This window comes from Bradyrhizobium sp. MV1.5, assembly GCF_055807615.1.
Window position 1 is genome coordinate 55,736 of sequence record NZ_JBVVPL010000035.1, and the last position, 11,578, is coordinate 67,313.

General features: G+C 64.9%; 13 protein-coding genes. 7 read left to right on the forward strand and 6 right to left on the reverse strand.

Going from position 1 to position 11,578, the window contains the following annotated elements:
- Positions 1-297: 297 nt before the first annotated feature.
- The 4 genes from thrC to AC0L2J_RS26910 all read left to right on the forward strand — a co-directional run bounded on the left by thrC (position 298) and on the right by AC0L2J_RS26910 (position 4,409).
- Positions 298-1,716 carry a threonine synthase gene (thrC, locus tag AC0L2J_RS26895; protein WP_473395037.1) on the forward strand — a complete coding sequence of 473 codons (1,419 nt, stop codon included), beginning with the start codon at positions 298-300 and terminating at the stop codon, positions 1,714-1,716.
- Positions 1,713-3,002 carry a M16 family metallopeptidase gene (locus tag AC0L2J_RS26900; protein WP_007605079.1) on the forward strand — a complete coding sequence of 430 codons (1,290 nt, stop codon included), beginning with the start codon at positions 1,713-1,715 and terminating at the stop codon, positions 3,000-3,002. Before thrC ends, AC0L2J_RS26900 begins: the two co-directional genes overlap by 4 nt.
- Positions 3,003-3,041: 39 nt before the next feature.
- Positions 3,042-3,629, forward strand: a complete 588-nt coding sequence (locus AC0L2J_RS26905) for a GNAT family N-acetyltransferase (protein ID WP_007605081.1) — start codon at positions 3,042-3,044, stop codon at positions 3,627-3,629.
- A gap of 105 nt (positions 3,630-3,734) precedes the next feature.
- Positions 3,735-4,409: a hypothetical protein gene (locus tag AC0L2J_RS26910; RefSeq protein WP_007605083.1), complete on the forward strand. Its 675-nt coding sequence runs from the start codon at positions 3,735-3,737 to the stop codon at positions 4,407-4,409.
- A gap of 200 nt (positions 4,410-4,609) precedes the next feature.
- Here the strand turns inward: AC0L2J_RS26910 and AC0L2J_RS26915 are convergent, their stop codons facing one another.
- The 5 genes from AC0L2J_RS26915 to AC0L2J_RS26935 form a co-directional block, all read right to left on the reverse strand.
- Positions 4,610-5,095, reverse strand: a complete 486-nt coding sequence (locus AC0L2J_RS26915; RefSeq protein WP_027570043.1) for a F0F1 ATP synthase subunit B family protein — start codon at positions 5,093-5,095, stop codon at positions 4,610-4,612.
- A 5-nt stretch (positions 5,096-5,100) separates the two neighbouring features.
- Positions 5,101-5,664 (reverse strand): F0F1 ATP synthase subunit B family protein, encoded by a 564-nt coding sequence (locus tag AC0L2J_RS26920; protein ID WP_027570044.1) that lies wholly within the window; start codon positions 5,662-5,664, stop codon positions 5,101-5,103.
- Between the two features lie 60 nt (positions 5,665-5,724).
- Positions 5,725-5,955, reverse strand: a complete 231-nt coding sequence (locus AC0L2J_RS26925; RefSeq protein ID WP_007599451.1) for a F0F1 ATP synthase subunit C — start codon at positions 5,953-5,955, stop codon at positions 5,725-5,727.
- Between the two features lie 53 nt (positions 5,956-6,008).
- Entirely contained in the window at positions 6,009-6,758 is a 750-nt protein-coding gene (locus AC0L2J_RS26930) for a F0F1 ATP synthase subunit A (protein ID WP_007605089.1), read from the reverse strand.
- A 114-nt stretch (positions 6,759-6,872) separates the two neighbouring features.
- On the reverse strand, positions 6,873-7,247 hold the full coding sequence (locus AC0L2J_RS26935) for an AtpZ/AtpI family protein (RefSeq protein WP_007599457.1): 375 nt from the start codon (positions 7,245-7,247) through the stop codon (positions 6,873-6,875).
- A gap of 406 nt (positions 7,248-7,653) precedes the next feature.
- Between AC0L2J_RS26935 and AC0L2J_RS26940 the strand changes: the two genes are divergently transcribed.
- Together AC0L2J_RS26940 and AC0L2J_RS26945 are read left to right on the forward strand one after the other, a co-directional pair.
- On the forward strand, positions 7,654-8,190 hold the full coding sequence (locus AC0L2J_RS26940; RefSeq protein WP_063994567.1) for a hypothetical protein: 537 nt from the start codon (positions 7,654-7,656) through the stop codon (positions 8,188-8,190).
- 30 nt (positions 8,191-8,220) lie between these two features.
- A complete protein-coding gene (locus AC0L2J_RS26945; protein WP_473248156.1) occupies positions 8,221-8,700 on the forward strand; it encodes a secondary thiamine-phosphate synthase enzyme YjbQ in 480 nt (159 codons plus the stop codon).
- Positions 8,701-8,828: 128 nt separating this feature from the next.
- Here AC0L2J_RS26945 and AC0L2J_RS26950 read toward each other — a convergent pair whose 3' ends face one another.
- Positions 8,829-10,454 carry an MFS transporter gene (locus AC0L2J_RS26950; RefSeq protein ID WP_198287860.1) on the reverse strand — a complete coding sequence of 542 codons (1,626 nt, stop codon included), beginning with the start codon at positions 10,452-10,454 and terminating at the stop codon, positions 8,829-8,831.
- 344 nt (positions 10,455-10,798) lie between these two features.
- Here AC0L2J_RS26950 and AC0L2J_RS26955 point away from each other — a divergent pair, with 344 nt between their 5' ends.
- On the forward strand, positions 10,799-11,470 hold the full coding sequence (locus tag AC0L2J_RS26955; protein WP_007605097.1) for a response regulator: 672 nt from the start codon (positions 10,799-10,801) through the stop codon (positions 11,468-11,470).
- The last annotated feature ends 108 nt before the right edge of the window (positions 11,471-11,578 follow it).

An 11,578-nucleotide genomic window follows, 5' to 3' on the forward strand; every position in this document is an offset into this window, starting at 1 on the left:
CGGCCGCCCCCCCCCCCCCCCCCCGGGGCGCCCGCCCCCCGGCCCCCCCCCCCCCCGCCCCCCTCCCCCGACCCACACACCACCAATGCCGGGGGGGGGTCTTGCCCGCCCCCCTTTTCGTTGGCAGCCCCTTTTCGTTGGCAGCCCTTTTCATTGGAAGGGCTCAGTTGCGAAGCGGTTTGCTGATGCCGCAAAACACTTTATGGTGGCTCAAAGCCTCTGGCTGTTGACAAGTAATTTCGTAAAATCAAAGGCTTGCGGATCGAGCCCAGGCTCGGCCGGCCTTTGGAGGGCAGTTTGACTCGTTATATCTCGACCCGGGGCGAGGCCCCCGAACTCGGCTTCTGCGACGTGATGCTGACCGGGCTCGCCCGCGACGGCGGCCTGTATGTGCCGGCCACTTGGCCGCAACTCTCGACTGACGCCATCGCCGGCTTCTTCGGTCGTCCCTATTGGGAGGTCGCGGTCGAGGTGATCCGTCCCTTCGTCGCCGGCGAGATCTCGGACGCCGAGCTCGGCCGCATGGCGAACGAGGCCTACGCCACCTTCCGCCATCCGGCGGTGGTCCCGCTGCGCCAGATGGCGCCGCACCAGTTCGTGCTGGAGCTGTTCCACGGTCCGACGCTCGCCTTCAAGGACGTGGCGATGCAGCTGATCTCGCGGCTGATGGACCACGTGCTCGCCAAGCGCGGCCAGCGCACCACCATCGTGGTCGCGACCTCGGGCGACACCGGCGGTGCTGCGGTCGACGCGTTTGCGGGGCTCGAAAATGTCGATCTCATCGTGCTGTTCCCGCATGGCCGCATCTCCGAGGTGCAGCGGCGGATGATGACGACGACGGGCGCGGCCAACGTCCATGCGCTCGCCGTCGAGGGCAATTTCGACGATTGCCAGGCCATCGTGAAGGCGATGTTCAACAACCATCGCTTCCGCGATGCGACGTCGCTGTCCGGCGTCAATTCCATCAATTGGGCGCGCATCGTCGCCCAAGTGGTCTACTATTTCACCTCCGCCGTTGCCGTCGGCGCACCGGCGCGCGCGGTGGACTTCGTCGTGCCGACCGGCAATTTCGGCGACATCTTTGCCGGTTATGTCGCCAAGCGCATGGGTCTTCCGGTGCGGACCCTGGGCATCGCCGCCAACGTCAACGACATCCTGGCGCGCACGCTGAAGACCGGGATCTACGAGGTGCGCGAGGTCCACGCGACGGCGTCGCCGTCGATGGACATCCAGATCTCCTCGAATTTCGAGCGGCTGCTGTTCGAGGCTGGCGGGCGCGATGCTGCCGGCGTGCGCCGTCTGATGGATTCGCTGAAGCAATCGGGCCGCTTCGTGCTGCCCGATGCGACGCTGGCCGCGATCCGCGAGGGATTCGACGCAGGCCGGGCCGACGAGACCGAGACCGCGGCCGCGATCCGTGCCGCCTGGCGCGAGGCGGGCGAGCTGGTCGACCCCCACACCGCGGTCGCGCTTGCGGTCGCCGACCGCGACACCACGGACAGGACGGTTCCCAGCATCGTGCTGTCCACCGCCCATCCGGCCAAATTCCCCGATGCGGTCGAAGCGGCCTGCGGCCAGCGGCCGCAATTGCCGGCCTGGCTCGATGGTCTGATGACCAAATCCGAACACATGAAGGTGATGAAGAACGACCAGGCCGAGGTCGAGCGGTTCGTGCTGTCGGTCAGCCGCGCCGCGAAACAGGGAGTTGCCGGATGAGCGTCGAGATTTCCAAGCTTGCGTCCGGCCTGACTGTCGTCACCGACAAGATGCCTCATCTCGAGACCGCGGCGCTCGGCGTCTGGGCCGGCGTCGGCGGGCGTGACGAGAAGCCCAACGAGCACGGCATCTCGCATCTTCTGGAACATATGGCGTTCAAGGGCACCACGAAGCGCTCCTCGCGCGAGATCGTCGAGGAGATCGAGGCGGTCGGCGGCGACCTCAATGCCGGCACCTCGACCGAGACCACATCCTATTATGCGCGGGTGCTGAAGGCCGACGTGCCGCTCGCGCTCGACGTGCTCGCCGATATCCTGGCCAATCCCGCCTTCGAGCCCGACGAGCTCGAGCGCGAGAAGAACGTCATCGTGCAGGAGATCGGCGCGGCGCAGGACACGCCAGACGACGTCGTCTTCGAGCATCTCAACGAGCTCTGCTATCCCGACCAGCCGATGGGCCGCTCGCTGCTCGGCACCGCGAAGACCTTGCGCGCCTTCAGCCGCGACTCCTTGCGCGACTATCTGTCGACGCATTACCGCGGGCCGGACATGGTGGTGGCGGCAGCCGGCGCGGTCGATCACAAGCAGGTGGTCGCCGAGGTCGAGCAGCGCTTTGCCAGTTTTGACGGGACAGCGGGTCCCAAGCCGCAACCCGCACAGTTCGGCAAGGGCGGCACCAAGGTGGTGCATCGCGAGCTCGAGCAGGCGCATCTGACGCTGGCGCTGGAGGGCGTGCCGCAGACCGATCTGTCGCTGTTCTCGCTCCAGGTCTTCACCAATATCCTCGGCGGCGGGATGTCGTCGCGGCTGTTTCAGGAGGTGCGCGAGAAGCGCGGCCTCTGTTACTCGATCTATTCGTTCCACGCGCCCTATACCGACACCGGCTTCTTCGGCCTCTACACCGGCACCGATCCGGCCGATGCCCCCGAGATGATGGAGGTCGTGGTCGATATCATGAATGATTCGGTCGAGACCCTGACCGAGGTCGAGATCGCGCGGGCCAAGGCGCAGATGAAGGCGGGTCTGCTGATGGCGCTGGAGAGCTGTTCGTCCCGTGCCGAGCAGCTCGCCCGGCATGTGCTGGCCTATGGCCGGCCCCAGACCGCCGAGGAGCTGGTGGCCCGGATCGACGCCGTCAGCGTCGAATCGACCCGGGATGCGGCGCGTGCGCTGCTTTCGCGCAGCCGCCCTGCGGTTGTCGCATTGGGCAGTGGCAGGGGTCTGGACACGGCGGTGTCTTTTGCGGAAGGATTGACCCGGGCACGCGCCAAGGCGCGGCTGCATTAGGAGCCGCGCACGGGTTGATCCGTCCCGGGAAGCATCACCATGGCCCTCTTTCGCCTGCCATCCAGTGGACCCGCCGCTCTCGCGCCGCGCGGCAACGGCCTGTTGCTACGCGCGCCGCAGATGTCGGATTTCCTGCAATGGGCCCATCTGCGCGAGTCCAGCCGCGATTACCTGACGCCCTGGGAGCCGATCTGGCCGTCGGACGATCTCACGCGCTCCGGTTTCCGCCGTCGCCTGCGGCGCTATTCCGAGGACATCGCGGCGGACCGATCCTATCCCTTTCTGATCTTCCGGGAGCTCGACGGCGCCATGGTCGGCGGCATCACGCTCGCCAATGTCCGCCGCGGCATCGTCCAGGCCGGCACCATCGGCTATTGGGTCGGCAAGCCCCACGCCCAGCGCGGCTACATGACGGCCGCGCTGCGGGTGCTGCTGCCGACGCTGTTCGGCGAGCTCAATCTGCACCGGGTCGAGGCCGCCTGCATCCCGACCAATGCGCCCTCGATCCGGGTGCTGGAGAAGTGCGGTTTCTCCCGTGAGGGGCTGGCGCGCCGCTATCTCTGCATCAACGGGATCTGGCAGGACCATCTTCTGTTCGGCCTGCTGCACGAGGATTTCCGCGGCTGAGCCCGTTCATTCATGTGACCAAAGTCTGCTGTGTGCCTGCCTTGGGTTCGCCGGTTTTGACGATATAACGGCGCAAGCCGGCCGGTGATCGGCCGGGATGTCGTCATGGAGTATGGGGCGTTGAGGGTGCAGGAGCTTCGGTCATCGCGAAATGCGTTGCGGCGGGGGGCAGCGGTCGCGCTGGCGTTGTCGGTTGCGCTTGTCTCCGTCTCGCCGGTTGCGGCGCAGTCGCTGACCGATCGATTCAAGGGCCTGTTCGGCGGCAAGTCGGACGAGCCGGCCCAACCCAAGCCGGCGCCTGCGCCAGGCCAGCCGGCGGCTGATGACGATCTTGATTGCCCGCAGGTCACGGTGCGTGCCGGAGCTTCCACCTACGCGGTCGGTGCCACCGGCAAGCCGGCCATCGGCAATGAGATCCGCTTCCAGGCCACCATCACCAAGATGGCGCGCGAATGCGCCCGCAATGGCGGCGATATCACGGCCCGGATCGGCATCCAGGGCCGCGTCATTGCCGGTCCCGCCGGCGCGCCTGCGAGCGTCGAGGTACCGCTGCGCGTCGCCGTGGTGCAGGGCGGCATCGGCGAGAAGGTGATCGCCTCCAAGGCCTACCGGACCACGGTCGGAATGTCGGAGGGCGGCAGCGTGCCGTTCACCTTCGTGGCTGAAGATCTGGTCTATCCGATGCCTTCGGCCAAGGACGCCGACAGCTACATCTTCTATGTCGGCTTCGATCCGCAGGCGCTCTCGCCCGCGCCGAAGGCGCGGGCGAAGAAGAAGTAACCACGTAAGGATAGTCGTCATGCTCCGCGAAGGCGGGCATCCAGTACGCCGCGGCGTCTCGACTGATCAGGACTGTCTCTGGAATACTGGATCGCCCGCTTTCGCGGGCGATGACATCAGATTTGCCGATGCAGTGCCCGACAAACAAAAAAGCCGGCGCTCATCGCGCCGGCTTTTTTGATGGGTGAAGGCGAGATCCCTCAGTTCAGCTTCTGCCTGACTTCGGTGATGCCCTTGGCGAGCAGATCGTCGGCGACCTGGCCCCTGACCGACTGCGACAGGATCGTGGAGGCGGCCTGGACGGCGGCTTCCGCGGCTGCGGCGCGAACATCGGCCACCGCCTGGGCCTCGGCGAGCGCGATCTTGCCCTCCGCGGTCTTGGTGCGGCGAGCGACGAAATCTTCCACCTTGGCCTTGGCCTCGATTGCGATGCGCTCGGCTTCGCTCTTCGCGTTCGCGATGATGTCGGCGGCCTCGCGTTCGGCCGAGGCGGTGCGCGCCTTGTAGTCGGCGAGCACCTTGGCGGCTTCCTGCTTGAGGCGCGTCGCGTCGTCGAGCTCGGCCTTGATGCGATCGGCGCGATGGTCGAGCGCAGTCATGGCCTTCTTGAAGACCCCGAGATAGCCGAACACGACCATGAGGATCACGAAGGCGATGGCGACCCAGGTTTCAGGATCGAAGAACATATCGATTAACCCTTCAAGGACGCATCAACGGCGGCATTGACCAACGCCGCGTCCGGAACCACGCCGGTGAGCTGCTGCACGATGGTGCCTGCCGCATCGGCCGCGATGCCGCGGACGTTGCTCATGGCGGTCGCACGGGTCGAGGCGATGGTCTTCTCCGCCTCGGCGAGCTTCGCCGCCAATTGCTCTTCCAGCGCCTTGCGCTCGGCGTCCGCCTGCGCATTCGCCTTGTCGCGGGACTCGTTGCCGATGGCCTGCGCGCGCGAGCGTGCTGAAGCAAGCTCGCTTTCATAGGCCTTCAGCGCCGCCTCGGACTGGTCCTTCAGCTTCTGCGCTTCGGCGAGGTCGCCCTCGATCTTGTTCTGACGCGCCTCGATCGCACCGCCGACGCGCGGCAGAGCGAGCTTGGACACGATCACGTAAAGCGCGACGAAGAAGATCGCGAGCGACACCAGCTGCGAAGCATAGGTGCCGCTCTCGAACGGCGGAAAACCGCCACCGTGACCGCCTTCGGACCCGGTGTGGGCGCCCGCCGCCGGACCTTTTGCGCCGCCATGACTTTCAGCCATGGATTACTCCTGTTGCTGTCATGCGCGTCGCTTCGGTCGAAGCGGCGCGAAAAATCGTCCTCAGAGCGGAACGAACAGCAGCAGCAGCGCGATCAGCAGCGAGAAAATGCCGAGCGCTTCGGTCACGGCGAAGCCGAAGATCAGATTGCCGAACTGGCCCTGAGCGGCCGAGGGGTTGCGAACGGCTGCGGCGAGGTAGTTGCCGAAGATCACGCCGACGCCGACGCCCGCGCCGCCCATGCCGATGCATGCGATGCCCGCGCCGATAAGTTTTGCTGCTGCCGGATCCATTTTAGACTCCTTGGAAGAAAGATTGGGTTTTGGGTGGAAATTCCCCGGACCGCTCAGTGTCCCGGATGAATGGCGTCGTTGAGGTAGATGCAGGTCAGGATCGCAAACACATAGGCTTGCAGGAACGCGACCAGAATCTCGAGAGCGTACAGCGCGACCGTGAGCGCCAGCGGCAGCACGCCACCGACCCAGCCGAGGGCGCCGAGCGAGAAGCCGAGCATGGCGACGAAGCCCGCGAACACCTTCAGCGCGATGTGGCCGGCCAGCATGTTGGCGAACAGACGGACGCTGTGGGAGACCGGCCGCAGGAAGAACGACAGGATCTCGATGAACATCACCAGCGGCAGGATGTAGCCGGGGACGCCGTGGGGCACGAAGATCGAGAAGAATTTCAGGCCGTTCTTGGCAACGCCGTAGATCAGCACCGTGAAGAAGACCAGCAGCGCGAGCGCCGCGGTGACGATCAGATGGCTCGAGATCGTGAAGGTGTAGGGGATGATGCCGACCAGGTTCGAAACGCAGATGAACATGAACAGCGAGAAGATCAGCGGGAAGAACTTCATGCCTTCCGCGCCGGCCGTCGAGCGGATGGTCGAGGCCACGAACTCGTAGGAGATCTCGGCGACCGACTGCAGGCGGCCGGGAACCAGCTGCGTGCCGCTGGCGAGCATCAGGATCGAGATGATCGCGACCGCCACCAGCATGTAGAGCGACGAATTGGTGAAGGCGATCGTGTGGTTGCCGATATGGCCCAGGGTGAAGAGAGGCTCGATGTTGAACTGGTGGATCGGATCGATTTTCATCAGCGCGGCATCTCTTGGTCTGCCGGGCGATGCCGGCGGGTCTCGGTCTGCCGGTCGGGCCCGGCCCGTACCGGCACGAGCCGGCACGATCATTCCTCTCCTGGTGTGGACCGCCTAAGAACCACCGCGCCTGTTTTGACCCGCGCCTGCCGTTCTCACCACATTCACCACGCCGGCGACGAAGCCAAGCAGCAGGAACACGATGAATCCGAAAGGCGACGTCGACAGCAAGCGGTCGAAACCCCAGCCAATCCCCGCTCCGACAACGACCCCGGCGACCAACTCGGAGGATAACCGGAAACCAAGCGCCATCGCCGAGGCTCTGGCCGCTCTGTCCTCACCGTCACCTGCGGGTTGCTCGGTCTTGACGTGGCGGCCGCGAAATTCGGACAACCGCTGATCAAGATTTCCGAGCCGATCGGAAAGCGCAGCTTCCTCGGGCGATCTATCGCGATCTCCATTCTCGCCGTGTCCCGTGCCCTGTGTCATGCAACGAAGACCCGAAACGCCGCGGCTGAATGGAAATTACGCCCGCCACCCTCAAAAGCCGCGCGGACCATACTGATGGCCCATAATCAAGTCAAGCCAAGTCACGATTGTGTCCATTCCCGTTAAGTGTCTGATTTATTTGAAAATATCGGCGCGAACGGCAGCGCTGCACACAGCGTGACGCCGCACCGCAGCAGGTCTCCGCTTGATCGGCGGACGCCGTCGCCATTTTGCCCGGCTGCCGGGATCAAAGGGGGCGCCGCGATCGTTCATGTCAAAGGCGCGTTTTGGGCGGCAGATCGCCTCGCCGGGGTGTAGAATTTGCGAGAAGCGCCACCTTGATGAGCGCCACCTTTATGAGTGCCACCTTCAAGAGTGCTACCTGCGCGTCGTGGCGGAGAACGCGATGAGACCAGCGAATTCATCCACAGCATCATGGCTCGCGGCGGCGGCGTTCGCCGCGGCGATGGCCATCAGCGCCGGCTGCCTTGCCGCGCAATCCGCGCCCGACAGCGAAAACGGCCGCTACAGCATGACCCCCATCCCCGAGGGCGTGCTGCGGCTCGACACCCGCACCGGGACGGTGTCGACGTGCACCAAGAGCAGCGCCGGCTGGGCCTGCTACGCGGTGCCCGATGAACGTGCCGCGCTCGACGCCGAGATCGGCAGGCTCCAGGCCGAAGTCGAGACGCTGAAGGGACGGCTCGCGGCGGGGCCGACGGTGTCGGGCAAGATCGACGAGGCACTGCCGAAAACCGATCCGCTCAAGAAGGCGGAGCCGCAAGCACGAGAACCAAAGGCCGCCGAGGGCGAGCGCAGGATCGAGATCCCGCTGCCGAGCGACCAGGACGTCGATCGCGTGATGTCGTTCCTGGAAAGGGCCTGGCGTCGGCTGATCGACATGGCCAACCGCGTGCAGAAGGACGTGTCGGGGAAGATTTAGCGGCTCCCTCGGTATCGTAACGGAGTCCCCATGACATCAGCCAAATCCATCTCGCGCTCGGCGCCGTCGTCAGGGCCGGCCACCACCATCGCATCGTCGCTGCTGACCGTGCAGACGCCGGGGCGCGGCTTCAGCGACCTCACCGCCGAGGCGGCGCGGTTCATCGCCGACGTTCATGCGCGGGACGGCGTGCTCACGCTGTTCATCCGTCACACCTCGGCGTCTCTGACAATTCAGGAGAATGCCGACCCGTCGGTGCTGGTCGACCTCACTACGGTGCTGGCGCGGCTCGCGCCCGACGATGAAGATGCGGGCTGGACTCACGACACCGAAGGGCCGGACGACATGCCGGCGCATATCAAAACCATGCTGACCCAGACATCGCTCCAGGTGCCGGTGCTGAACGGCAGGCTCGCGCTTGGCACCTGGCAGGCGATCTATTTGATCGAGCATCGCGCCCGCCCGCACCGGCGCGAGGTGGTGCTGCAATTCATCGGCGGCAATCAGTAGAGCGTCTTCGAGCGAAGTGGATCCCGGTTCGCGTCAAGAAAACGCGTCAAAACAAACAATTCCGGAGCTCAAAACAAAACCGGCCGCGGAGACCGCGGCCGGTTGGTGTTGATCTCGATCTGCGTCGATCAGGTCGACTTGATATCGACGTCCTTGGTCTCCGGCAGGAAGAACAAGCCGATCACGACGGTAATCGACGCGAAGATGACCGGATACCAGAGGCCCGCATAGATATCGCCCGTCGAGGCCACGATGGCGAAGGCGGTCGCCGGCAGCAGGCCGCCGAACCAGCCGTTACCGATGTGGTAGGGCAGCGACATCGAGGTGTAGCGGATGCGGGTCGGGAACAGTTCGACCAGCATCGCGGCGATCGGGCCGTAGACCATGGTGACGAAGATCACCAGGACGAACAGCAGTCCGACGACCGCCGCCACCTGCGGACGGAAGATGTCGAACGGATGCGCCATCTTTACGATGCCCGCATCGCCGGCCTTCGGATAGCCGGCTGCCTGCACGGCGGCGAGGACCGCCGGATTGCCGTCCTTGGCGTTGGCGTAGGGAACTTCCTTGCCGTTGACCATCACCTTCACGCCGGAGCCGGCCGCACCTGGCGTGGTCCCGTACTTGACCGACGACTGCGACAGGTAGGCACGTGCGGTGTCGCAAGGCGAGGTGAAGACGCGGGTGCCGACCGGGTTGAACAGGTCGCCGCAGCCTTTCGGATCTGCCACCACGTCAACCTTGATCGACTCGATCGCCTTCTCCAGCGCCGGGTTGGCGTTGGTGGTGATCATCTTGAAGATCGGGAAGAAGGTCAGCGCCGCGATCAGACAGCCGCCGAGGATGATCGGCTTGCGGCCGATCCTGTCGGAGAGCATGCCGAACACGATGAAGAAGCCGGTGCCGAACAGGAGCGACCAGGCGATCAGCAGGTTGGCGGTGTAGCCGTCGACCTTGAGGATCGATTGCAGGAAGAACAGCGCGTAGAACTGGCCGGTGTACCAGACCACGCCCTGGCCCATCACGCCGCCAAGCAGCGCCAGCAGCACGAGCTTGCCGTTCTGCCAGTTGCCGAAGGCTTCCGTCAGCGGGGCCTTCGAGCTCTTCCCCTCGTCCTTCATCTTTTGGAAGATCGGGGATTCGTTGAGGCGAAGCCGGATCCAGACCGAGACGCCAAGCAGCAGCACCGAGACCAGGAACGGAATGCGCCAGCCCCAGGCCGCGAAGTCGGGTTCGCCGAGCGCGGAGCGCGTAAACAGGATCACCAGCAGCGACAGGAACAGGCCGAGCGTCGCCGTGGTCTGGATGAAGGAGGTGTAGTAACCGCGCTTGCCGTTCGGAGCATGCTCCGCGACATAGGTCGCCGCACCGCCATACTCACCGCCGAGCGCCAGGCCCTGGGCGAGACGCAGCGCGATCAGAATGATCGGGGCCGCGATGCCGATGGTCGCCGCGTTGGGCAGCAGGCCGACGATGAAAGTCGACAGACCCATGATCAGGATGGTGACGAGGAAGGTGTATTTGCGGCCGACGATGTCGCCGACACGGCCGAACACGATCGCGCCGAACGGGCGCACCAGGAAGCCCGCCGCGAAGGCCAGCAGCGCGAAGATGTCGCGGGTTGCCGGCGGATAGGCCGAGAAGAACTGCGCGCCGATGATGCCGGCCAGCGAACCGTAGAGATAGAAATCGTACCACTCGAAGACGGTACCGAGCGAGGAGGCGAGAATGACGAACCGTTCGTCCTTCGTCATCCCTCCCGCGCCTGCTTGAGACACAGCCATTGTCGACATGTTGAGTCGCTCCCCGAAAAATCGTTTCCTCGCGCCCTGGATGCCCGGTCATGCCGGATCAACCCAAGCCTTGCCCCCAAGGTAACATTGCCGTGAAACCCGCCCCAATACGACTTTCGGCCTTTCGCACTGACGCGCACCTGACGCCGCGGGCGTTCCATTCGGCAACATAGTGCCGACCTGTGGATTAACCCCGTTGCCGCAAAGGGATAATGTCCACTTGCATGCCACGGCTGGTCGGGAAACAATTGACCCAAGGGCCTGCGCCGGCTTACTGGCCCGGTGCGATTGCCAGCAAGAGAACGATGAACGCTCCCTCGACCCATCTCGTCATTGCCGATGACCACCCGCTGTTCCGCGACGCGCTGCGGCAGGCGGTGGCGGGCGTCCTGAGCTCGGCCAGGATCGACGAGGCTGGATCGTTCGAGGATTTGACCAAGCTTTTGGAACAGACCTCCGACGTCGACCTGATCCTGCTCGACCTCTCGATGCCCGGGATCTCCGGCTTTTCAGGCCTGATCTATCTGCGCGCGCAATATCCGGCGATCCCGGTGGTGATCGTTTCCGCTTCCGACGACAGCGCTACGATCCGCCGCTCGCTCGATTTCGGCGCTTCCGGTTTCATTCCGAAGCGATTCGGCGTCGAGACCCTGCGCGACGCCATTCTCAAGGTAATGGAAGGCGAGGTCTGGGTTCCCGCCGACACCGATCTGTCGGCCGTCGCCGATCCCGACATGACGCGCCTGCGTGACCGGCTGGTGACGCTGACGCCCCAGCAGGTCCGGGTCCTGATGATGCTGTCGGAGGGGTTGCTCAACAAGCAAATCGCCTATGAGCTCGGCGTCTCCGAGGCCACCATCAAGGCGCACGTCTCGGCGATCCTGCAAAAGCTCGGCGTCGAAAGCCGGACGCAGGCGGTGATTGCCGCCGCAAAGATCGCCGGCGGCCAGTGGAAGCAGGGCACCCCGGCGGGGTGAGGCTGTAGCGAGGGCCTCTTGCAGCCTGTAGCGCGGCTGGGAGGACGGCCAACCAGGGGCCCCACATAGGCGAGAGAGGGCGAAAACCCCCGAAAAAAATGGGAAAAA

What these genes read in the sequence shown, in the direction of transcription:
- AC0L2J_RS26900 (WP_007605079.1), top strand. Translation starts at nt 1,713, where the DNA reads ATGAGCGTCGAGATTTCCAAGCTTGCGTCCGGCCTGACTGTCGTCACC.
- AC0L2J_RS26905 (WP_007605081.1), top strand. Translation starts at nt 3,042, where the DNA reads ATGGCCCTCTTTCGCCTGCCATCCAGTGGACCCGCCGCTCTCGCGCCG.
- AC0L2J_RS26910 (WP_007605083.1), top strand. Translation starts at nt 3,735, where the DNA reads ATGGAGTATGGGGCGTTGAGGGTGCAGGAGCTTCGGTCATCGCGAAAT.
- AC0L2J_RS26915 (WP_027570043.1), bottom strand. Translation starts at nt 5,095, where the DNA reads ATGTTCTTCGATCCTGAAACCTGGGTCGCCATCGCCTTCGTGATCCTC.
- AC0L2J_RS26920 (WP_027570044.1), bottom strand. Translation starts at nt 5,664, where the DNA reads ATGGCTGAAAGTCATGGCGGCGCAAAAGGTCCGGCGGCGGGCGCCCAC.
- AC0L2J_RS26925 (WP_007599451.1), bottom strand. Translation starts at nt 5,955, where the DNA reads ATGGATCCGGCAGCAGCAAAACTTATCGGCGCGGGCATCGCATGCATC.
- AC0L2J_RS26930 (WP_007605089.1), bottom strand. Translation starts at nt 6,758, where the DNA reads ATGAAAATCGATCCGATCCACCAGTTCAACATCGAGCCTCTCTTCACC.
- AC0L2J_RS26935 (WP_007599457.1), bottom strand. Translation starts at nt 7,247, where the DNA reads ATGACACAGGGCACGGGACACGGCGAGAATGGAGATCGCGATAGATCG.
- AC0L2J_RS26940 (WP_063994567.1), top strand. Translation starts at nt 7,654, where the DNA reads ATGAGACCAGCGAATTCATCCACAGCATCATGGCTCGCGGCGGCGGCG.
- AC0L2J_RS26945 (WP_473248156.1), top strand. Translation starts at nt 8,221, where the DNA reads ATGACATCAGCCAAATCCATCTCGCGCTCGGCGCCGTCGTCAGGGCCG.
- AC0L2J_RS26950 (WP_198287860.1), bottom strand. Translation starts at nt 10,454, where the DNA reads ATGACGAAGGACGAACGGTTCGTCATTCTCGCCTCCTCGCTCGGTACC.
- AC0L2J_RS26955 (WP_007605097.1), top strand. Translation starts at nt 10,799, where the DNA reads ATGAACGCTCCCTCGACCCATCTCGTCATTGCCGATGACCACCCGCTG.